The sequence below is a fragment of the Vibrio ostreicida genome, from assembly GCF_013074385.2.
In the GTDB taxonomy this organism is placed as follows: Bacteria; Pseudomonadota; Gammaproteobacteria; order Enterobacterales; family Vibrionaceae; genus Vibrio; species Vibrio ostreicida.
Map to the genome: position 1 here is coordinate 602,124 of NZ_JABEYA020000001.1, position 21,342 is coordinate 623,465.

A 21,342-nucleotide genomic window follows, 5' to 3' on the forward strand; every position below is an offset into this window, starting at 1 on the left:
TTTGCTTTCACTATTAATCGGCCGTCGATTTAGCCGCGCTAAACAGCGCAATAAAATGGTCTCCTTTATCTCTCTTTCTTCGACATTAGGCATTGCGGTGGGTGTGGCCGTGATCATCATTGGGTTATCGGCCATGAACGGCTTTGAACGAGAGTTAAAAGATAGGGTGCTGTCTGTTATTGCTCATGGTGAACTTGAAGGGGTTCGTGAGCCCATCGGCGAGTGGCGCAAGGTCATCAAGCAAGCTCAGGTTCACCCCCAAGTTGAAGCCGCGGCGCCATACGTCAAAATGACCGCTCTGGCCGAAAAAGGACACAGCCTGAAAGCATTAGAGATTCGAGGGGTGGAGCCAGATTTAGAGTCCCAAGTTTCGAATATGAGCCAATACATTGATGCTCAGGTATGGAAGGCATTTGAGCCCGGAAAGCAACAGGTTATTTTAGGTAAAGGTGTGGCTGATCGCCTTGGTGTTGCGCAGGGGGACTATATTACTTTGATGATACCTACGTCGGGTTCAACCACTAAAGTCCAAGCTCCTAAACGTGTTCGTGTCAAAATATTAGGGCTGCTGGCGCTCAACGGGCAGATTGATCACAATCTTGCTTTAGTCCCTTTAGCTGATGCGCAAAAGTACGCCAAACTGGGGAGTGCCGTCACGGGTGTGTCGTTGCGTGTCAGTGATGTCCTTAAAGCGACTCAAATCGTTCGGGAAGTGGGCAGGACTCTTGACGTGTATGTGTATCTTCACAGTTGGCAACAAAAGCATGGTTTTCTCTATCGAGACATCCAATTAGTAAGAACCATTATGTATCTAGTGATGGTCTTAGTGATTGGTGTCGCCAGTTTTAATATAGTTTCTACGCTAATGATGGCAGTTAAGGATCGCGCCGCCGACATTGCTATTTTGCGTACGATGGGTGGCACAGATGGTTTGATTAAGCGTATTTTTATTTGGCAGGGGGTTTTCTCGGGTGTTTTAGGCAGCGTTGCTGGTGGTCTAATCGGGGTCATCGTCGCTTTAAATTTGACGTCATTGATACAAGGATTGGAATCTCTGGTCGATCATCAATTTCTTTCGGGAGACATCTACTTTGTCGACTTTCTTCCCTCTGAAGTCAGTGTCACGGATGTTCTATTGGTTTCTACGACGGCTATCATTCTCAGTTTATTGGCCACCTGGTACCCAGCCTCTCGGGCCAGTCAGCTTCAGCCTGCCACCGTGTTGAGTGCGAAATAGAATAAACCACTAAAAAAGGCCCAACGGGGCCTTTTTTAGTCATGGGCAGACATGTCAATTACATCCGCGACGTCTTATGGGTTGTAATGATCAAAACATTACTTTTTCTTCTTCAGTAAACGGCTTAATCTGATTTTTCGCTGTTGCCAACTCCGAACCACAGAGTATCGCCACAAAGTTTGAATACCAAAGTAGCCAGTGATGGCGGAGATAATGCCGCAAATAAGACATCCGAGTAAGAAAGGGGGTCCGATAGTGTTCATTTGCTGCAGAATAAACTGCCACGAGAGCTCAAAGTGAAAGGCTTGTGGTGGGGTGTGCATCACCCAAGCTCCAACTTTATACGCAAAATAGAACAGAACGGGCATGGTGATAGGGTTGCTTACCCAAACCAACGCCACTGAGAGTGGCAGGTTGACACCACAAAGAATCGCAAGTCCGGCAGACATCAGCATCTGACTTGGGAGAGGTATAAAAGCCATAAACAGGCCTACAGCGAAAGCGCCTGAAGCGGAGCGGCGATTAAGACACCAAAGGTTTGGGTTGTACAAGACATTACCAAACACTTTAAGGGCTTTTTGGCGCTTTATTAATTCGGGATCTGGCATAAAGCGCTTGATGAATTTTCTCGGCATAGGGAAATATGACTCTCTATTTTAATTACTGGACGCTTATATCGTTTTCTTTCCTTATTTCAACCTCTCTTTTATGGCATAAGATGCCTTCATGGGAGTGGTTGTATCCCTGTATTTTGACCCTGCTACTTAGTATAAGATCAAAACGATTAAGGTGGTTTATTGGTCCTGTACTTGGGAGCGCGGTGCTGATTATTCACGGTAATCTTTTACGTGATCAACACGCGTGGCTTTTTCAAGCAGGTCAAGATATTACCATAAAAGCGGAGGTTGACAGCTTTTTTAAAAAAATAAGTCACGGTTTTCAAGGGGAAATCGTGATAAGAGCGATAGGTGATGAAAATACCAACATATTGGCGGCACCCCGTGCACTGTTTGTGTCTCCAGTGAGACTTCATCCCGGAGATGAGATAGGGGGGCAGGTCATCCTGAAACCCATGAATGGCCAACTCAATGACGTCGGTTTTGATGTTGAACAATACGCGCTTCAGCGGCGGATTGTTGGTCGACTGAGTTTAAAGCGTAATACACATTATTGGGTGCGCCATTTTGGCTCACAACGTTATGAGTTCTATCGTCGGGTTGCGGACAGAATTGAACCATTGGTGGGTAAGGGGTTCATTCTCGCGTTGGCGTTTGGTGTCAGGGACGCGTTAACCGCCGAGCAGCGCTTGGAACTCAAAGCAAGTGGGCTGAGTCATTTGATTGCGATATCTGGGCTGCATATCGGGATTGTGTCCTACATTGGTTGGGTGTTAGGCCGTGGTTTGTTGCGATTACTTCCTATGGCCACTTGGACCCCTTACCTATTGGCTTTGCTGACAGGGTTCGGTTATGCCTGGTTGGCTGGATTCGCTCTCCCTACTCAAAGGGCTTTGTGGTCCATGTGTCTTGCTCTGATATTGCTGACTTCAAATCGTCAGATCCCTTATAGCTACACTTGGCTATTGATTCTGGCTTGGTTACTGGCCATTGACCCTTTTTCGGCCGTGTCTACTAGCCTGTGGCTTTCAATGGGGGCTGTAGGGGTTATCTTCGTTTACCTGTCGTTGACCCATACAGACCAACCTCAGTGGAAAACCAGCCTTGGGTTACAGATGGTTTTGATGGTTGGAATGACCCCGATCATTGCGATGTCGTTCGACGGTATGAGCCTGAGTAGTGTTATCTATAACTTGGTTTTCGTCCCCTGGTTCAGTTTTGTGGTGGTGCCGACGGTTTTGCTTGCACTCACGGTTGATGGGTTGTATCACCTAACTTGGGTCTGGACGCTGGCTGATAAGACGATTCAACCCGTCCTGTGGGCGATTCAATTTGCCGACGTGAGCTGGATAAATTTAAACCGAAATCAAATTCGACTCTTGTTGTTAGTGTCGTTAGCTGCGTTATTGGCCCCCTATTTGAGCAAAAAAGGTCACTTATCCATGATTGCCTGCATGTTGGCCGTAGGGATCAATTGGCGGCCTTCTTCCGACTGGCAAGTAACGGTTCTTGATGTAGGGCATGGGCTGGCGATTGTTGTGATTCAAGGTGATAGGGCGATTGTTTATGACACGGGTATTGCGTGGAAAAACAGCAGTTTTGCTCAGCAAATCATTACGCCTTATTTGTTTTATGAGGGGGTCCGTCAGCTAGATATGTTAATCATTAGCCACGGCGATAAAGACCACTCGGGAGGCATGCAGTCGATGATCGATGTGTGGCAACCTGAAGCTTTGATCACAAGCCAACGTAACCTCGGTTCTCAAAGCTGTGTTCAAGGTCGTGATATCGATTGGCACGGGCTCAAATTGGCGTTTATTTGGCCACCTCGACTTGTGACCCGAGCGTACAACCCTCAGTCATGCGTCGTCAGAATTTCCCATCCCGATTACAAGCAATCCGTGCTGTTAACCGGTGATATTAATCGAATGGTAGAATGGATGTTGATTCGAGATCCAGATGCCTTACGCAGTCAAATCTTGATAGTGCCCCATCATGGCAGTAAGACCTCATCGCTTCTGGCTTTCATTCAAGCCGTAGACCCTGAATTGGCGATAGCCTCAACCGCAAAATTCGGAAGATGGCGCTTGCCTGATGAGAGTATCGTGAAACGCTATCAAAAACAGGGAATTCAATGGTTAGACACGGGCAGCCATGGCCAGATTACTATCCGCTTCTCTTCATCGGGATGGGAGGTGGAAGCGCTTCGAGGGCGGAAAGGCGAGGCATGGTATAGGCAGATGCTCCGTAAGGGAGTAGAATAGTCGGAATACTGTAAGAAAAATAAGCATTTCTATGTCTCTCAATCAAGATGAAACAACTTGGCAAACGTTCAAGCGCCTTTGGACTTATATTCGTCTGTATAAAGCCGGTCTTGCTGTTGCTGTCGTTGCGCTGATCATCAACGCTGTTGCCGACACCTACATGGTGTCATTATTAAAACCCTTGCTCGATGAGGGCTTTGGTAGCACAGAATCAAATTTCCTTCGTATTCTGCCTTTTATTGTGTTTGGGATGATGTTGTTAAGAGGGGCAAGTGGTTTTGTTTCCTCCTATTGCCTGAGCTGGGTTTCGGGGAATGTTGTGATGTTAATGCGGCGGGGTATTTTTAGCCAATTTATGCATATGCCCGTTTCTTATTTTGATAAAGAGTCAACGGGTGGCCTTCTATCGAGAATAACGTACGACTCTGAACAGGTCGCAGGGGCAACCAGCCGCGCGCTGGTTAGTATTGTCCGTGAAGGAGCAAGTATTGTTGGCTTGCTCGTACTGATGTTTTGGAACAGTTGGCAGCTCTCGTTGGTACTTTTTATCATTGCTCCCGTTGTTGCTTGGGCGATTGGTGTCGTTTCGAAGCGTTTTCGTAAAATTTCAAAAAGCATGCAGGATGCAATGGGCCACGTCACAGCTTCTGCAGAGCAAATGCTGAAAGGCCATAAGGTCGTGCTGAGTTACGGTGGACAGGAAGTCGAACGTGAGCGATTTGATATGGTGAGTAACCAGATGCGTCAGCAGTCTATGAAGCTGGTTGCTGCACAGTCAATTGCTAATCCTGTAATTCAAGTCATTGCTTCTATCGCTTTGGTCGTTGTTCTATTCCTAGCCAGTGTCGATTCGATCAAAGATCAACTGACACCGGGAACATTTACCGTCGTATTTTCGGCGATGTTTGGTTTGATGCGGCCGCTAAAAGCCCTGACCAACGTCACATCTGATTTTCAGCGAGGCATGGCGGCGAGCCAAACACTATTTGCTCTAATGGACTTGGAAACAGAGCAAGATAAAGGGCAATTTACAACGCAGACAGTGCTCGGTGATGTAAAAGTGAGGGACGTCACTTTCACTTATCAGGGTAAAGAATCGCCAGCGCTGCGTAATGTGACGTTTGAAATACCCAAAGGGAAAACAGTCGCGCTAGTAGGACGATCCGGATCTGGTAAGAGTACCATTGCCAACTTGTTTACTCGATTTTATGACGTTGAAGCAGGCACCATTGAGCTTGATGGGCATGATGTACGTGACTATACACTGAGGAATCTAAGAAGCCATTTTGCGATTGTTTCACAGAATGTCCATTTGTTTAACGATACGATCGCGAACAATATTGCGTACGCGGCCACCGAGGATTTCAGCCGTGAGCAGATAGAAGAAGCGGCTCGTCTTGCCTATGCAATGGATTTTATTGATCACTTGGATCAGGGCTTAGATACCGTGATAGGTGAGAATGGCACCAGTTTGTCCGGCGGTCAGCGTCAACGTATTGCGATTGCACGGGCTTTACTGCGTGATGCGCCCGTATTGATTTTGGATGAGGCAACATCGGCGTTGGATACGGAGTCGGAAAAAGCGATCCAGTCTGCGTTGGATGAGTTGCAGAAGAATAAAACGGTTTTAGTGATTGCGCATAGGCTCTCTACCATAGAAAGTGCCGATGAAATTCTGGTGGTGGATGAGGGTGAAATAGTTGAACGCGGTAACCATTCTGTTTTACTCGAGAAAGAGGGGGCGTATGCTCAGCTTCATCGTATCCAGTTTGGTGGATAAACCGTGATAGAAAAGATCTGGTTTGAAAAACATTGGCTGGGCTATGTGTTGTGGCCTATTTTTTGGCCGCTTAGTGTGTTATTTGGGGTGATAAGCCGTAAGAGAAGACGCCGTTATCAATCCAGAGAGAAAGCCCGCTATCGTGCGCCAGTCCCTGTGATTGTTGTGGGGAACATTACCGCGGGTGGGAACGGCAAAACACCAGTTGTTATTTGGTTAGTCGAGCAGCTAAAGGCACTGGGTTACCAACCCGGTGTTGTGTCTCGTGGCTATGGAGCGAAGGCGCCCAGCTACCCGCTCTTGGTTGAAGCAAACACCTTGGCCAAACATTGTGGCGATGAGCCTAAATTAATATTTGAACGGACAGGCGCTCCTGTGTCGGTCTCTCCTCAACGAAGTGACGCGGTTCAAGCGTTACTGGGTAAAGGGGTAGATATAGTGATTGCAGATGATGGTTTGCAGCACTACGCTATGGACCGGGATATTGAATTTGTCGTGGTTGATGGCAAACGCCGTTTCGGTAATCAGCAATTGTTGCCATTGGGGCCACTGCGTGAATCGGTTCAAAGATTGAATGATGTTGACTTTGTCGTCACTAATGGTGGGGAAGCGTGTTTGGGTGAAATAGCAATGACCTTGACACCCAGTTTAGCGGTAAATCTAAAGACCCAGAAGCAAGTGCCAGTTAATCAATTGGATTCGCTCGTTGCGTTTGCGGGTATTGGCCACCCCCCCCGATTTTTTAAGACATTGGAAGAATTGGGCGCAAAGCCTTTGTTGACAAAAGGGTTTGCCGATCACCAGGATGTTGACGTGTCGCAATTAGAGCAGTTAGCCAGTTACGGGGAACATCTGATTATGACCGAGAAAGATGCAGTAAAATGCGCCCGTTACGCGGAAGATAACTGGTGGTATCTCCCTGTTACCGCGACCTTTTCTTCTCAAGATGAAGCGCGTGTTTTAAGTAAAATTGAAGAGGTTATAGAAAAGTATGGATCATCGTCTACTTGAGATTGTGGCTTGCCCTGTATGTAAAGGTAAGCTGACTTTTGACAAAGATAAACAGGAATTGGTTTGCAAGTTTGATCGTCTTGCTTATCCAATTAAAGAAGGGATCCCTGTGCTGTTGGAACCGGAAGCACGCCAAATGAATATGGATGAGGGGCGATAATGGCATTTACAGTTGTCATCCCCGCCCGCTACGAATCAACGCGTTTGCCTGGAAAACCCTTGGCAGATATTGGCGGAAAGCCAATGGTTCAATGGGTCTATGAGCAGTCATTACGCAGTGGTGCAGAGAGTGTAGTGGTTGCGACGGACGATGCACGGGTTGAACGTGCTGTTAAGGCTTTTGGTGGTCTTGTTTGTATGACGTCTGCATCGCATCAATCAGGCACCGAACGCTTGGCTGAAGTGGTTAAAGTGATGAACATCCCTGACGAACATATTATTGTCAATGTTCAGGGAGATGAGCCTTTAATTCCTCCTTCAAATATTGCTCAGGTTGCAAAAAACCTGTCTAGCAGCCAAGCGCCTATGGCAACGCTGGCAGTACATATTACTGATGAGGCCGAAGTATTTAACCCTAATGCGGTTAAAGTGCTGGCAGATAAAGACGGTTATGCGATGTATTTCAGCCGCGCGACGATTCCTTGGGATCGTGATAATTTCACTCAGACCAGTAAAACCATCGCACAACCTTTAATGCGTCACATTGGCATCTATGCTTATCGGGCTGGTTTCATTAATACTTACATTAATTGGGAACCCACCGTTCTCGAAAAAATTGAGTCTTTAGAACAGCTTAGAGTCCTTTGGTATGGGGAAAGGATTCACGTTGATATTGCTACAGAAGCACCAGCCGCCGGGGTGGATACACCGGAAGATCTGGATGCGGTAAGGCAGTATCTTAGCCAAAAAGTGAATGAAATTAAGGCCCCTTAGGGCCTTTTTAACGTTTAAATTTGGCTGTCGTAATCATTGCGCTTAGGGCAAGTCCCTAAAATTTCTCGCCGACCCGACTCCTTCATTTCTTCAAGAACGACATCAAAGCCCCACAGTCTGTAAACGTGCTTTAGGACCTCGTCATAGCTCTCGTCAAGAGGGATGCGGTCATGAGCGATGTACTGAAGTGTTAATGAACGATCACCACGAACATCAACACTGAACACTTGAATATTCGGCTCTAGACTGCTGAGATTATACTGCCCAGCCAGTTTTTCTCTGATGTCTCTGTACCCGACATCATTGTGAATTGCGGTCACTTCTATATAGTTTTTCCTGTCATCGTCTGCAATCGCGAACAGTTTAAAATCTCTCATTAATTTTGGAGACAGGTATTGGCTAATAAAACTCTCATCCTTAAAATTTTTCATGGCGAAGTGAACGGCTTCTAACCAATCTGTGCCGGCAAGATCGGGAAACCATTCTTTGTCTTCATCAGTAGGCTCTTCACAAATCCGGCGGATGTCTCTGAACATAGCAAACCCCAAAGCATAGGGGTTGATACCACTAAAGTACGGACTGTTGTAGGCCGGCTGAGCGACCACACTGGTGTGACTGTGCAAGAATTCTAGAATAAAACGTTCGCTCACCAAGCCCTCATCATACAAATGATTGAGAATGGTATAGTGCCAAAAGGTAGCCCAGCCTTCGTTCATTACTTGAGTTTGTTTCTGTGGGTAAAAATATTGGCTCACTTTTCTGACGATACGAACAATCTCACGCTGCCATGATTCGAGCAGAGGGGCGTGCTTTTCAATAAAATAGAGGATGTTTTCTTGCGGTTCCGCAGGGAATCTGATTTTTGATTCCTCTTGTTCTACTTTACCTTTAGGCACGGTTCTCCATAGATCGTTGACTTGAGACTGAAGGTATGACTCGCGTTCCTCTTGGCGCATTTTTTCTTCCGCAATCGAAATTTTTTCTGGACGCTTGTATCGGTCGACACCAAAATTCATGAGTGCATGACAGGAATCCAGTAATTCCTCGACTTCTTTTACACCATATTTTTGTTCACACTCGGCAATGTATTTTTTGGCAAACAGGAGGTAGTCAATAATTGAACTGGCGTCTGTCCAAGTTTGAAAAAGATAGTTGCCTTTAAAAAACGAGTTATGTCCATAGCAAGCGTGAGCCATGACAAGCGCTTGCATGGTGACGGTGTTTTCCTCCATCAGGTAAGCGATACAAGGGTCCGAGTTAATGACAATCTCATAAGCGAGTCCCATCTGACCGTGCTTGTAGCCTTGCTCAGTCTGGATGAATTTTTTGCCGAACGACCAGTGGTTGTAGTTGATAGGCATACCAATGCTGGAATAGGCATCCATCATTTGCTCTGAAGTGATCACTTCTATTTGATTGGGGTAGGTATCAAGGCGATAGTGTTCGGCGACGCGTTTGATTTCATCATGGTATTGCTCTAGAAGTTCAAATGTCCAGTCAGGGCCATCTACCAAGGTCTTTTTTTTGATGGTTTTTTTGGTTTTTGTTGCCATAGTGGCCTCCTAAGCAGTTTCTTTTTTGAAGAGCTCCCGAAAGACTGGGAAAATATCTTCAACACTACGAATATTTTTCATCGCGAAGTTATCAAAGGTATCCTCCAGCTTTTCGTACTCGTGCCACAAGGTTTGGTGAGAACGTCGAGTGATCTCGATGTAGGAGTAGTACTGACAATTATTGAGCAGGTTTTTGGTGAGTAGTTCACGGCACCGGGGTGAATCGTCTGCCCAGTTATCTCCATCAGAAGCTTGTGCTGCGTATATGTTCCACTCGTTGATTGGGTAGCGGTCTTCAACGATCTCTTTCATCAGCTTCAGGGCGCTGGAAACGATGGTTCCACCAGTTTCTTGAGAATAAAAGAACTCATGTTCATCGACTTCTTTCGCTTGGGTATGATGGCGGATAAACACAACGTCAACATTCTCATAAGTGCGGGTGAGGAATAAATACAGCAACACATAAAAACGCTTGGCAATATCTTTAGTGGCTTGATCCATTGAACCTGAAACGTCCATTAAACAAAACATGACCGCTTGGCTGGATGGGATTGGACGTCTCTCATAGTTCTTAAATCTCAGATCAAAGGTATCAATGAAGGGGACCATGTCGATCTTTCGTCTGAGATCTTCAATTTCTTTTTTCAGTCTTTTTTCTTCTAACATCTGAGCGGGTTCACTCATTTTGACTTCATCTAGCTCGTGTTCCAACGCTTTCAACATGCGCCTTTTTCCCGAGGTCATTGCAGTACGACGAGCAAGAGACTGCTGAAGTGATTTCACGATCGCGATGTTAGCTGGAACCCCCGCAGTCTGATAGCCAGCTCGGTGTGTTTTCCATTCGGTGATTTTGTTAATTTGACTTTTTTCTAGATTGGGAAGTTCCAAATCCTCAAACAGGATATCCAGGTATTCGTCTTTGGAAATCTGGAATACGAAATCATCCTCGCCTTCACCATCTTGACTGGCATCCCCTTCGCCTGACCCATTGCCCTGACCCCCTTTTGGCCGCTCAATTTTGTCCCCTGAGATAAATTGGTCATTGCCGGGATGAACACGTTCCTTTAACCCACCCTTACCTTGGTGAAACGCAGGCTCTGTGATGTCCTTGTGTGGTATCGACACGTCTTCGCCCGTGTCCGTATTCGTGATAGAACGACGATTGACAGCGTCTGCGACAGATTCTTTGATTTGCTCTTTGTGACGACGTAAAAAGCGCTGACGATTTACCGCACTTTTATTTTTCCCGTTCAGTCGACGGTCAATAAATTGCCCCATGAGTCATCCCTCGTTTGGTACATGCCCGATGAAGGAACATGCATCTAGTTCGAATCCAATGCACTGACGGAGAATGCTCTCCGACAGTGGCTCCATTGGCTTTCCTCTACTCAAGAGGAAGGTTGTCTCAGCTATTAAGAGGATTTACGAACACGTAAATACCATTCAGATAGCAAGCGTACTTGTTTCTCTGTATAACCTTTCTCCATCATACGAGCGACAAAATCATCGTGCTTCTTCTGATCTTCTGAAGATGTTTTGGCATTGAAGGAGATCACAGGTAACAGCTCTTCTGTATTGGAGAACATTTTTTTCTCAATCACAGTACGAAGTTTCTCGTAGCTGGTCCAAACCGGATTTTTTCCTTTGTTATTCGCTCTGGCTCGCAATACAAAATTGACGATTTCGTTACGAAAATCTTTTGGATTGCTTATCCCTGCGGTTTTTTCGATTTTCTCTAACTCGTTGTTGAGTGCTGAACGGTCAAATAACTGTCCCGTTTCTGGATCTCTGTACTCCTGATCCTGAATCCAAAAATCTGCATAAGTCACATAGCGGTCAAAAATATTCTGACCATATTCAGAGTAGGATTCCAAATAGGCCGTCTGAATTTCTTTACCGATAAACTCGACGTAGCGGGGCACCAGATACCCCTTGAGGAACTCCAAATATTTCTCGGCAGTTTCTTGTGGGAATTGCTCACGCTCAATTTGTTGTTCAATGACGTAAAATAGGTGCACTGGGTTGGCTGCAACTTCTGTTTGGTCAAAGTTGAAGACGCGGGAAAGAATTTTAAAAGCAAAGCGAGTGGAAAGCCCTGACATGCCCTCATCCACGCCAGCAAAATCGCGATATTCCTGATAGCTTTTCGCTTTAGGATCGGTATCTTTCAACGTTTCCCCATCGTAGACTCGCATCTTTGAAAAGATCGAAGAGTTTTCTGGGTCTTTCAAACGAGACAGAATACTGAACTGAGACAGCAGTTCTAACGTACTGGGTGAGCAAGGTGCTTTGGACAGCTCTGAATGGTCGAGCAGTTTTTGGTAAATACGTACTTCTTTAGAGACGCGCAAACAATAAGGTACTTTAACAATGTAGACTCGGTCTAAGAAGGCCTCATTATTCTTATTATTGCGGAAGGTTTGCCACTCTGATTCGTTGGAGTGGGCGAGTATCATGCCATCGAATGGTAAGGCAGAAAGCCCTTCTGTCCCGTTGTAGTTACCTTCTTGAGTGGCGGTGAGTAAGGGGTGAAGCACTTTGATTGGGGCTTTAAACATCTCAACAAATTCCATCACGCCTTGGTTGGCTCGGCAGAGGGCGCCAGAGTAACTATAGGCATCAGGGTCATCCTGAGAATAATGCTCCAATTGACGAATATCGACTTTACCGACCAGTGACGATATGTCCTGATTATTTTCATCCCCGGGTTCAGTTTTCGCGATAGCGACTTGATCCAAAATGGATGGGCGAACTTTAACGACTTTAAACTTAGTGATATCGCCACCAAATTCGTGTAATCGCTTGGCCGCCCATGGGGACATAATCGAGCGAAGATACCGCTTTTCTATCCCATATTCTCGGTGTAGAAGTTCGCCATCTTCGCCGACATCAAAAAGGCAAAAAGGGTGATCATTCACTGGGCTTCTCTCGCCGTTAACTGAGAGGACATAAATAGGTACCTGTTGCATCAAGGCTTTGAGTTTTTCAGCAAGCGATGACTTACCACCCCCAACTGGGCCAAGTAGATAGATGATCTGTTTGCGCTCTTCCAAACCCTGCGCAGCATGTTTGAGGTAAGAGACAATTTGCTCTATGGCTTCTTCCATGCCATAAAAGTCTTTAAAGGTTTCATATTGAGAGATCACCCGATTGGAAAAAATCCGGCTTAGACATGGGTCTTGTGCTGTGTCGATCAGTTCTGGTTCACCAATGGCCATTAACAAACGTTCCGCGGCATTGGCATAGGCACTTTTATCGTCTTTACATAGCGTCAAGAATTCCTGTAAAGATAATTCTTCATCCTTGGCGGCTTCGTAACGCGCTTGATAATGGTCGAAAATACTCATAATGAATTCCCCTTTGAACTTGTCTTATATAGACAATCTACCCGCTTAGAAAAAACAAATCCTTTCTACTAAAGTCTAGTGGGTTATTCGAATTTTGCTTAAAAAATATGTGTTTATTTGCAAATTGTGATATTTGACCCGTTGCTTAAAAGGGGTGAATAGTCTGTAGGCTGCACGCAATTAATTGGGTGCCACGCTAGACAAGCATTTTCTGTATTTGGATTCATGGGCCTGCGAAAAAGTTGTCTAGTATGATCAATTCACTTTTCGATTAAATGAGGAACTCAATGTGAAATCTTTTGGGCTATGGCTCGCTGTTACCACCGCAGTGCTCAATGCCTTCAGTGTACATGCGAAAATGCCTTCGTGGTCTCTAGGTATTGCAGCCTCCTATTCGCCAGCGGTTTAGAAGGAAACGCTGAGTCATCGGGCTGTTATTCCTTTTATAGGCTACGAAGGAGAGCATTTATTTTTGCGCGGTTTTCGTGCGGGTTACCGCTTTTTCCCTGTTGGTTCTGTACAAAATATTGTAGTACGTGCGGCGTATGATCCACGAACGCTGAACCCCAGTGATTCTGGCAGCCAAGCGATTCAACAGATGGATAAAAGAAAATCAACGATATTGGGAGGAATCAGCTATCAATGGTTTACCAAAGTGGGGATGTGGGAAGCCACGGCTGAAACGATCTAGGTGGAGTGCACCATGGTCTTTACGCGGAGGCGGTATGGCGTTTTCCTTTTCGACACAAAGTGTGGGGGATAACACCATCACTGGGTTACGCTATACCAACCTCCAAGGGGAGATTGATAATAGCCCGTTGATCGAAAGTGGTGTAAGTACGTCGGCCAACATTGGTATTGCCTATGTGTTTTAGCCTTTGAGCATAGAAGGAGCGACAATCTCTACGTGATGTCACACATTGATAATGTTTTCGAGCTCATTGTTACACAAATGGTAAGGACGCGGACAGTCGCGCCAGACACTTAACATCCGTCGATATTTTTCTATCATGGGCACATGAGTATTAAAATCATGGCCACCTTTAAGGAATTGCGTGTAGCGTCCCTCTGACGTAATGATAAACCGCACGTAATGGACATAGCGTGATTCCATGTGAGTATCAAAGCCCAGAAATGAGAGCCGCCTTTGATCTATTGCTGGCCGAGCTTTGTCATTATGGAGGCTAGCGGATACTTGCATGGCATGGAACATCTCCATGATATCGATGACTTCTTGGCAATCCGATTCACTCAAACAGTCGAAATCTTGACTGAGCTGATTGAGCTGAAGGGTATAGCCTCGCTCGACAATCGTTTGAAGTCGGCTGTAGTTGATAGCATTTTCAGGGTCTAACTTGGCCATCAGTTGATATTGATTTGATAGAATTAAACGTTGGGTATTGGATATTTGCATCATCAGCTTATCTACCTATTTCGCGGTTCCTTTTGGCATAGATTACCGGTTAGCAATGTTGATAAATATGATCTCAGCACATATTTCTAGCGGAAAATGTAATTTGATGGCAGTTTTATCACTATTTTTTGTGAGAGTGGTTATAGATGTAGTCTCTGTCAGAAAAAACACGCAGCCACTCTGGTTTAAATACCGTCAACATGGCCATTGTCATACCATTGAGTAGAGCTTCAGGAAAGGCAATCAGTGGCATAAAGATAAGGTAGTTGTCGACCACTGTTTGCCAATCATATGAACCTTGTAGATATTGGTAGACGGCATTGACGAGAAGGTGAGCACTGCCTGTCAACGCACCGTTGAAAAAACCAGCCACAAAAATGAAGACAAATACGTTTCTCGGCAAATAACGGTAGCTCAACATAAAGAGGGAATGACTGATAACAATGGGGATTAGGCACGACACGATCAGGTAGCTGGGGAGTTCGCTCAAACTTAATTGACCAAACAAAGTGAGCAGTGTGGTAATGATGATCGCAATGGCGTAAGCACTTCTCGCGCCATACATGAGCGTCAATGAGGTGAGCGCCAAAAAATGAATGTTTAGCTGTTCTTTGATCCCAGCTTGTGCTGACCAAAGCAAAAACAGGGACAAAATAGTGGCAAAAGTGAGGTGTTGAAAAGAACGTTCAGCGAGTAATTTTGGTCGAAAAACACCCCACACGTCTTCCCAGATAAAACGCATAGAGATCAGGGCAATGCACAAAATGAGCCATTCAGACAGCAATACCAAGCTCCTCAGTGTTATATCCACAAAATGATCAGTCTATTACCTACGAAATGCTGGACTGATGATATCAATATTTTACGTTTGGGTGATACAGCTCAAGTATTGAGACAATATTGTCCATCGTTGTTGTTGACGGTGGATTCGTGCCATTTAAAGGGTAATCTAAGCCCATGGCTTCCCACTTGTGTGCACCGAGTTTGTGATAGGGCAACAACTCAATCTTTTCCACATTGCTCATCTCTTTAACGAATGCGCCAAGTTTATGTGCGGCTTCATCGTGATCTGTAAACCCAGGCACAACGACATAACGAATCCAAGTTTTTTGGTTAATCTTGTGCAAATAGCGGGCAAAATCTAATGTCCGTTTGTTCGATACACCAATAAAGTCATGGTGGATGTCATCATCCATGTGTTTGAGATCAAGCATCACAAGGTCCGTAACTTCCAGTACTTCATCAATAACCTCACTATGTTTACGAATGTAACCATTGGTATCTAAGCAAGTGTGGATTCCTTCATGTTGGGCCGCACGGAAAAAATCACGGACAAATTCAGGTTGGAGCATAGCCTCTCCGCCCGAACACGTGACGCCACCACCCGAAGCATTCATAAAATGCCGATAGCTTTTTGCTTCTATCATAATGGATTCAACGGTCATTTCTTTCCCGAGATGGCTATCCCAAGTGTCTCGATTATGACAGTACATACACCGCATCAAACAGCCTTGTAAGAAGACAATAAAACGGATTCCGGGGCCATCGACGGTACCGCAGGACTCTAAAGAATGAACACGGCCAATTGTTGACATGGGTTTGTCTCGAATAATCAAATATGGGTTATTTTATTACAAAAAGTAGGGTTTAAATAGTGTTCATGGGAGGATAGTGCAAGATAATCTCAAGGGTGGGCCAAGCGCCTAATCGTGGTTCTAACATTTTTAGTCGGATATGGTTGTATAATAAACAATGAATAGGCACATGAGGCGGATTATCACTCCATTTGATGATAAGGATTCTTTATGGATATATTGGCATTATCTCGAAAGCAAAAGGTTACCGCTTTTTTAGTGATTCTTACGGTTGGTTTTGTCTCGCTCGCGGTGTTTACTTCTTCTAGGTTGGCCCATATGAGTAACCAATATCACTCTAGTGCTGATATTTCCGCAGGCGCTATCTCTATTTATCAAACGCAAAGTAAAATTCTTACTGTTAGCAGTGAATTGGACAACTTGATGGGTGCTCAGGTCGGCCAAATTGAGCAAGATATTGCGCAAATCGTTGTAGATGTCAACAAAGATGTCTCGTTTCTTACTCTGGTAAATATGGGTGGTGAGGCGAACAAATTGAGCCAGAGTATTGGAGAGTTTGAAGCGGCCGTCAACCCATGGCTAACTTTAAAGCAGGAGCTTGGATTCAATATCGATGAAGGTCAACTCGGTCAACTGAAAACACTGGCTAACGTGATTGAACAGAAGATCGCTGAAACGGGTATGGTGTCCCTCAATTCTGACTTTCAGGCGATGGTCAAATCTCAGCAAAATTATCTATTGCAGCCAAATCAAGAAAACCTGAAATTATTTAACCGAGCGATGGGTACGTTTGAAAACATGTCCAATGTATACGCCATGCTTGACCTCTATGAAAAAGAAATTGATCAGTTTAAAGCAACCTTTGTCCGTGTGAGCGAATTGTCTAAAAAGCTCAATGCGGTTGAACAACAACTGATTACATCTAAATCTCAGCTTACGCGGTTGATTGCCACGGTGACGACTGAGTTGGATAGGATAAGCACGCAGTACCAACGCTCGGCCGAGCAGTCATCCGAACAAACGCTTTGGTCTATTTTAGCGGCTTGTATCGTCTTGGCGGTCTTCACTATTGCTATCTTTATTTTGCAGAGTCGTTCTTTGTCTCGCTCACTGAGCAATACCCGAGAAATACTCGGCAATGTGTCGTCGGGCAATCTATCGAAGAGAATGCGTCTGACGAACAACCCAAACGATGAATTTAATCAGCTTGCTGAAAGCATTAATGAAAGTTGTCAAAGTCTCGGCAAGCTTGTCTCTGGAGTTCAGGAAAACAGTCAGGCGTTATCGGGTAATGCGGCCGATCTGAATCAGGGTTTGGATTTACTTTCTCATAACCAAAGTGAGGTGCTTGGACAAACACAATTACTGGCATCGGCGACCGAAGACGTCAGTCTCACGAGTCAAGAAGTCTCAAACTCACTGGAGTCTGTCGCGGAGATCAGTCGTTCGTCAACAGAGTCTGCGGAGAAAGGCTCTCAAGTGATTGGGGCGGCTATCGGTTCCCTTGAAGACGTCGCGTCGATACTGACTTCTGCCGCTGGGCATATTCAGCAGTTGGAGCAAGCGTCGACCAAAGTGGATTCGGTTATGGACATTATTAATGGCATTGCCGAACAGACTAATTTGTTGGCGTTAAATGCGGCGATTGAAGCGGCAAGAGCAGGAGAACAGGGGCGTGGTTTTGCGGTGGTCGCTGATGAAGTTAGAAACCTTGCCGTCAGGACGGTAGATGCGGTCGCGGAGATCTCGGATACGATAGAAACAATGAAAAAGGAAAGTGCTGAGGTCATTCAGTATATTGGTCAATCGGAAACGTCGATGAAAGCCGGCCAAGAGCGTGGGCATGAAGCAATGCGTGCGCTGCACACTATTACGGAAAAAACCGACGAAGCGGCCCAAAAAACGGATGCTATATTTACTTCAATAAAAGAGCTGGCCTCAACCAGTCAGTCAATGGCCAACAATATGACCCAAATGTCCAGTGCAATGAAAGAATTGGAACACAACAGTGAGCAATTACGCTCGGTCAGTCAATTGGTTGAACAGCGAGCAGGCAGTTTGAGTAGCGACTGCCAACGATTCACTATTTAGAAAAATGCGTAGAGCGATAGGCTACCTGTACCGTAAATGGACTCTTTCGCTTCTTCGTAGTCTGGCGTTTTAGCTGTGGCCGTTAACGTGGCGCCAAAATAGGCGTTGTACCAAGCAAATCCAGTCACGGCGCTGGCTTGTTGGTTTTCCAATGTGACGTCGTATATGCTTGGGCTTTGCCCATTACGTATCGCATAGTCATTGACCCCTGAGCGGTCACCCTCAATGGTAATATCATTGAATCGATAACGGGCCTCTAAACCCGCGAAGATAAACCAGCCTGTTTTCGATGCCCCCAGCATACCCGCCCGAAACGGATTTTCGTTGTCGATATTGGCAGCGCCCATGTTGCCGGCCAGATCGACGCCCCACCGAAACATAAAACCCGTTGAAATATCGCTTCTAAAATTACCCGCATTAAGCTCAGAAATGTTAGAGATTTCCCAGTCTGTATTGGCCGCTAATACGTCGCGCCAAAGAGCAAAGTGGCTAAGGTAGCCAATGCTCCCGACAAACTTATCGTCCACTTGATAAGCCCAGCCGTTGGGCTCATCTGATCCAATGATACCATGGACGATATCCTGAGCCTCTTCGGCCAAGGAACTTTCTCCGACGCTCCCCAAGGTCAGATTAATTCTTTGCGCTTGCTGAGGATGAAGACTGATGTAGTTGAATTCTGTGTGCAGATACCCAGCATAAGGACGCTCATTGATTAAGGGAATGCTCGCGTCAATCTCAGAAGGGGTATACATCTTATGGCCAAGGGTGAATTCATACTTGTCTAAGGCAGCACCGCCCCAAAAGGAGAGGCTGAGTGGCTCAGTAAGCCAGTTGGGGGTAACCGCTCCCGATGTATAGGTAAGAAACAGACCGTTAGTGTAGTCTTGGTCAACGCCAAATATGCCGTCATTGTCAATTGAAAACGACACGGTTGATTGTTCAGACGCGTTTGCGTTAGTGGCAAAAACGAGCACGATAAGGGCACGTAATAGATTCATTTTATTAGATCATTTATAAATTCCATCTAAATACTACTCCATATCTTTTCCTTTGTAGATTTTTGAGAAGGATTTTTGCCTCGGACTGTGAAGCGTTTCATTTAGAGACAAAAAAAGCCCGGGTTCATTGAACCAGAGCTTGAGATTTTTAATGGGTATCAGGGCCTCAAAGAGCGTCAGTGAAAGTGCGCGCAATTACGTCTTGCTGTTGTTCTTTGGTTAGTGAGTTGAAACGCACCGCATAGCCAGAGACTCGAATGGTCAATTGCGGGTAATTCTCTGGATGCTTGATGGCGTCTTCTAACGTTTCGCGGTTCAGCACATTCACATTGAGATGCTGGCCGCCTTCGATTCCTGCCTCATGGTGAAAATAGCCATCCATCAATCCGGCGAGATTTCTTCGTTGTCCATCCTCTTCTTTGCCCAGCGCGTTTGGCACGATGGAGAATGTGTAAGAGATTCCATCTTTTGCATGAGCAAAGGGTAATTTGCCCACTGAGGTCAAGGATGCGACAGCGCCTTTTCCATCACGGCCATGCATTGGGTTGGCACCTGGAGCGAATGGGGCTCCTGCACGACGACCATCGGGTGTATTTCCTGTCTTCTTTCCGTAAACGACGTTGGACGTAATCGTTAGGATTGATTGAGTCGGGACCGCATTACGGTAGGTTTTTAGTTGACGAATCTTGTTCATAAAGCTTTCGACAAGTTGGCAAGCGATGTCGTCAACGCGAGCGTCATTGTTGCCGAATTTCGGGTAGTCTCCTTTGATGTCGAAATCGATAGCGATGCCATCCTCATCACGTACGGGGGTGACCTGAGCATATTTTATGGCTGACAATGAGTCCGCAGCGACTGAAAGACCGGCAATGCCGCAAGCCATGGTACGTTGGACATCTCTGTCATGCAGTGCCATGAGCGCCGCTTCGTAGCTGTATTTATCGTGCATAAAGTGAATACTGTTGAGAGCGGTCACATACTGTTTGGCTAGCCAGTCCATGAAGTGGTCAAGTTTGTTCCAAACGTCATCAAAGTTGAGCACCTTATCAGAAATTCTCGGCATATTAGGACCGACTTGGATCTTTAATTTTTCATCAACCCCGCCATTAATCACGTAGAGCAGCGTTTTTGCCAAATTGGCTCGTGCACCAAAAAACTGCATATGTTGGCCAAGAATCATGGGGGAAACGCAACAAGCAATGGCATAGTCGTCAGACTCGAAGTCTGGCCGCATTAGGTCATCGTTCTCGTATTGGATGGATGAAGTGTCGATAGACACTTTTGCACAGAACTTCTTAAACCCAGTAGGTAACTTTTCAGACCACAGTACGGTAATGTTTGGTTCTGGAGAAGGCCCCATCGTATATAGACTGTTAAGAAAACGGAAGTTAGATCGAGTGACAAGCGTTCGTCCATCAAGGCCCATGCCGCCCATCGATTCCGTTGCCCAAATTGGGTCCCCTGAGAACAAGTCATCATACTCTGGCGTCCTCAGGAATCGAACCATACGCAATTTCATCACAAAGTGATCGATCATTTCTTGCGCATCGATTTCATTGATTTTGCCCGCGGCAATATCGCGCTCTATGTAAATATCGAGGAAAGTTGACGTACGCCCCAAAGACATCGCCGCGCCGTTTTGAGATTTGACCGCAGCGAGATAACCAAAGTAAGTCCATTGAATAGCTTGTTGCGCTGTTTGTGCTGGGTAAGAGATGTCGTAGCCATATTTGCTTGCCATCACTTTCATCTGAGCGAGTGCACGATGTTGCTCTGCAATTTCTTCACGAAGTTGCATCGTCATCTGAAGATCTTCACCGTTCTCGAAACGTTCTTGCAAAGAGGCGAACTGTTCCAGCTTGTCTTCCATTAGGCGATTGATACCGTAAAGGGCAACCCGACGATAGTCGCCAATGATGCGTCCGCGTCCATAGGCATCAGGAAGACCGGTAAGCACACCAGATTTACGGCACTTTAAAATATCGGGAGTGTAGATATCAAAGACACCTGCATTGTGTGTCTTACGATACTCGCTGTATATTTTGGATAGTTGAGGATCCAGCGTTTTGTCGTAAGCTTTACACGATCCTTCGACCATGCGTATACCGCCGTTAGGGATGATGGCACGCTTAAGTGGGGCATCGGTCTGCAAACCCACGATGGTTTCGAGGTCTTTCTCAATGTAGCCCGCTTCATGAGCGGTAATCGTTGAAATCACAGAGGTATCAAAATCGACCGGTGCGTGGGTCGCATTTTCCTGTTTAATACCTTCCATGACTTTAGCCCAAAGCTGATTTGTCGCTTCAGTAGCTTCCGAAACTAAGAAAGATTCATCTCCTTCATAGGGTGTGTAATTATTTTGAATAAAATCACGAACGTTCACCTTGGTTTGCCAATCACCCTGATTAAAACCTTGCCAAGCTTTAGTCAATTGTTGTGCCATGAAATACCTACCTTTTTATATAAAAAACAATTACTACCTAGCTTTTATGTCAGCTTATG

At 45.6% G+C, this 21,342-nt stretch carries 18 protein-coding genes; 9 read left to right on the plus strand and 9 right to left on the minus strand.

Annotated features, from left to right (window positions below; all coding sequences use genetic code 11):
* The first annotated feature begins 1 nt into the window (after position 1).
* Entirely contained in the window at positions 2-1,237 is a 1,236-nt protein-coding gene (lolE, locus tag HLM86_RS02515) for a lipoprotein-releasing ABC transporter permease subunit LolE (RefSeq protein ID WP_170882037.1), read from the plus strand.
* Positions 1,238-1,335: 98 nt separating this feature from the next.
* Here lolE and HLM86_RS02520 read toward each other — a convergent pair whose 3' ends face one another.
* Complete coding sequence (locus HLM86_RS02520) at positions 1,336-1,872, minus strand: DUF2062 domain-containing protein (protein WP_076584972.1); 537 nt, start codon at positions 1,870-1,872, stop codon at positions 1,336-1,338.
* Between the two features lie 185 nt (positions 1,873-2,057).
* Between HLM86_RS02520 and HLM86_RS02525 the strand changes: the two genes are divergently transcribed.
* The 5 genes from HLM86_RS02525 to kdsB are packed head-to-tail and all read left to right on the plus strand — an operon-like array spanning position 2,058 to position 7,842.
* Complete coding sequence (locus HLM86_RS02525; protein ID WP_367947038.1) at positions 2,058-4,118, plus strand: DNA internalization-related competence protein ComEC/Rec2; 2,061 nt, start codon at positions 2,058-2,060, stop codon at positions 4,116-4,118.
* 31 nt (positions 4,119-4,149) lie between these two features.
* Positions 4,150-5,898, plus strand: coding sequence for a lipid A ABC transporter ATP-binding protein/permease MsbA (gene msbA, locus HLM86_RS02530; RefSeq protein ID WP_076584968.1), 1,749 nt, complete (start codon positions 4,150-4,152; stop codon positions 5,896-5,898).
* A 3-nt stretch (positions 5,899-5,901) separates the two neighbouring features.
* Positions 5,902-6,909: a tetraacyldisaccharide 4'-kinase gene (lpxK, locus tag HLM86_RS02535; protein ID WP_170882035.1), complete on the plus strand. Its 1,008-nt coding sequence runs from the start codon at positions 5,902-5,904 to the stop codon at positions 6,907-6,909.
* On the plus strand, positions 6,890-7,069 hold the full coding sequence (locus HLM86_RS02540) for a Trm112 family protein (RefSeq protein ID WP_076584964.1): 180 nt from the start codon (positions 6,890-6,892) through the stop codon (positions 7,067-7,069). Before lpxK ends, HLM86_RS02540 begins: the two co-directional genes overlap by 20 nt.
* The gene (gene kdsB / locus HLM86_RS02545) at positions 7,069-7,842 is read left to right on the plus strand and encodes a 3-deoxy-manno-octulosonate cytidylyltransferase (protein ID WP_170882034.1); all 774 of its coding nucleotides are present in this window, start codon (positions 7,069-7,071) and stop codon (positions 7,840-7,842) included. Before HLM86_RS02540 ends, kdsB begins: the two co-directional genes overlap by 1 nt.
* 14 nt (positions 7,843-7,856) lie before the next feature.
* On the opposite strand, the gene HLM86_RS02550 is transcribed toward kdsB, so the two are convergent.
* From HLM86_RS02550 to HLM86_RS02560, 3 genes are all read right to left on the minus strand, one after another.
* Positions 7,857-9,395 carry a SpoVR family protein gene (locus HLM86_RS02550; RefSeq protein WP_076584960.1) on the minus strand — a complete coding sequence of 513 codons (1,539 nt, stop codon included), beginning with the start codon at positions 9,393-9,395 and terminating at the stop codon, positions 7,857-7,859.
* A 9-nt stretch (positions 9,396-9,404) separates the two neighbouring features.
* The gene (locus HLM86_RS02555) at positions 9,405-10,673 is read right to left on the minus strand and encodes a YeaH/YhbH family protein (protein WP_076584958.1); all 1,269 of its coding nucleotides are present in this window, start codon (positions 10,671-10,673) and stop codon (positions 9,405-9,407) included.
* A 134-nt stretch (positions 10,674-10,807) separates the two neighbouring features.
* Positions 10,808-12,742, minus strand: a complete 1,935-nt coding sequence (locus tag HLM86_RS02560; RefSeq protein WP_076584956.1) for a PrkA family serine protein kinase — start codon at positions 12,740-12,742, stop codon at positions 10,808-10,810.
* Positions 12,743-13,214: 472 nt separating this feature from the next.
* Here HLM86_RS02560 and HLM86_RS20135 point away from each other — a divergent pair, with 472 nt between their 5' ends.
* The gene (locus tag HLM86_RS20135) at positions 13,215-13,433 is read left to right on the plus strand and encodes a hypothetical protein (protein ID WP_254868737.1); all 219 of its coding nucleotides are present in this window, start codon (positions 13,215-13,217) and stop codon (positions 13,431-13,433) included.
* Between the two features lie 34 nt (positions 13,434-13,467).
* Positions 13,468-13,617, plus strand: coding sequence for a MipA/OmpV family protein (locus HLM86_RS20140; protein WP_254868738.1), 150 nt, complete (start codon positions 13,468-13,470; stop codon positions 13,615-13,617).
* Between the two features lie 38 nt (positions 13,618-13,655).
* Here HLM86_RS20140 and HLM86_RS02570 read toward each other — a convergent pair whose 3' ends face one another.
* The 3 genes from HLM86_RS02570 to pflA form a co-directional block, all read right to left on the minus strand.
* Positions 13,656-14,156, minus strand: a complete 501-nt coding sequence (locus HLM86_RS02570; protein ID WP_076584954.1) for a YfbU family protein — start codon at positions 14,154-14,156, stop codon at positions 13,656-13,658.
* 121 nt (positions 14,157-14,277) lie between these two features.
* The gene (locus tag HLM86_RS02575) at positions 14,278-14,898 is read right to left on the minus strand and encodes an energy-coupling factor ABC transporter permease (protein WP_170882233.1); all 621 of its coding nucleotides are present in this window, start codon (positions 14,896-14,898) and stop codon (positions 14,278-14,280) included.
* Between the two features lie 112 nt (positions 14,899-15,010).
* The gene (pflA, locus tag HLM86_RS02580; protein WP_076584952.1) at positions 15,011-15,751 is read right to left on the minus strand and encodes a pyruvate formate lyase 1-activating protein; all 741 of its coding nucleotides are present in this window, start codon (positions 15,749-15,751) and stop codon (positions 15,011-15,013) included.
* A gap of 210 nt (positions 15,752-15,961) precedes the next feature.
* On the opposite strand from pflA, the gene HLM86_RS02585 reads away from it, so the two are divergent.
* Positions 15,962-17,842 carry a methyl-accepting chemotaxis protein gene (locus HLM86_RS02585; protein WP_076584950.1) on the plus strand — a complete coding sequence of 627 codons (1,881 nt, stop codon included), beginning with the start codon at positions 15,962-15,964 and terminating at the stop codon, positions 17,840-17,842.
* On the opposite strand, the gene HLM86_RS02590 is transcribed toward HLM86_RS02585, so the two are convergent.
* Positions 17,839-18,840 carry a lipid A deacylase LpxR family protein gene (locus HLM86_RS02590; protein ID WP_170882033.1) on the minus strand — a complete coding sequence of 334 codons (1,002 nt, stop codon included), beginning with the start codon at positions 18,838-18,840 and terminating at the stop codon, positions 17,839-17,841. The genes HLM86_RS02585 and HLM86_RS02590 overlap by 4 nt on opposite strands.
* 166 nt (positions 18,841-19,006) lie before the next feature.
* The gene (pflB, locus tag HLM86_RS02595; RefSeq protein ID WP_170882032.1) at positions 19,007-21,283 is read right to left on the minus strand and encodes a formate C-acetyltransferase; all 2,277 of its coding nucleotides are present in this window, start codon (positions 21,281-21,283) and stop codon (positions 19,007-19,009) included.
* Between the last annotated feature and the right edge of the window lie 59 nt (positions 21,284-21,342).

Bases quoted from the DNA above. Each gene is read 5' to 3' on its own strand.
- HLM86_RS02520 (WP_076584972.1), bottom strand. From the start codon at position 1,872: ATGCCGAGAAAATTCATCAAGCGCTTTATGCCAGATCCCGAATTAATA.
- msbA (WP_076584968.1), top strand. From the start codon at position 4,150: ATGTCTCTCAATCAAGATGAAACAACTTGGCAAACGTTCAAGCGCCTT.
- HLM86_RS02540 (WP_076584964.1), top strand. From the start codon at position 6,890: ATGGATCATCGTCTACTTGAGATTGTGGCTTGCCCTGTATGTAAAGGT.
- kdsB (WP_170882034.1), top strand. From the start codon at position 7,069: ATGGCATTTACAGTTGTCATCCCCGCCCGCTACGAATCAACGCGTTTG.
- HLM86_RS02550 (WP_076584960.1), bottom strand. From the start codon at position 9,395: ATGGCAACAAAAACCAAAAAAACCATCAAAAAAAAGACCTTGGTAGAT.
- HLM86_RS02555 (WP_076584958.1), bottom strand. From the start codon at position 10,673: ATGGGGCAATTTATTGACCGTCGACTGAACGGGAAAAATAAAAGTGCG.
- HLM86_RS02560 (WP_076584956.1), bottom strand. From the start codon at position 12,742: ATGAGTATTTTCGACCATTATCAAGCGCGTTACGAAGCCGCCAAGGAT.
- HLM86_RS20140 (WP_254868738.1), top strand. From the start codon at position 13,468: ATGGCGTTTTCCTTTTCGACACAAAGTGTGGGGGATAACACCATCACT.
- HLM86_RS02570 (WP_076584954.1), bottom strand. From the start codon at position 14,156: ATGCAAATATCCAATACCCAACGTTTAATTCTATCAAATCAATATCAA.
- HLM86_RS02575 (WP_170882233.1), bottom strand. From the start codon at position 14,898: ATGCGTTTTATCTGGGAAGACGTGTGGGGTGTTTTTCGACCAAAATTA.
- pflA (WP_076584952.1), bottom strand. From the start codon at position 15,751: ATGTCAACAATTGGCCGTGTTCATTCTTTAGAGTCCTGCGGTACCGTC.
- HLM86_RS02585 (WP_076584950.1), top strand. From the start codon at position 15,962: ATGGATATATTGGCATTATCTCGAAAGCAAAAGGTTACCGCTTTTTTA.
- HLM86_RS02590 (WP_170882033.1), bottom strand. From the start codon at position 18,840: ATGAATCTATTACGTGCCCTTATCGTGCTCGTTTTTGCCACTAACGCA.
- pflB (WP_170882032.1), bottom strand. From the start codon at position 21,283: ATGGCACAACAATTGACTAAAGCTTGGCAAGGTTTTAATCAGGGTGAT.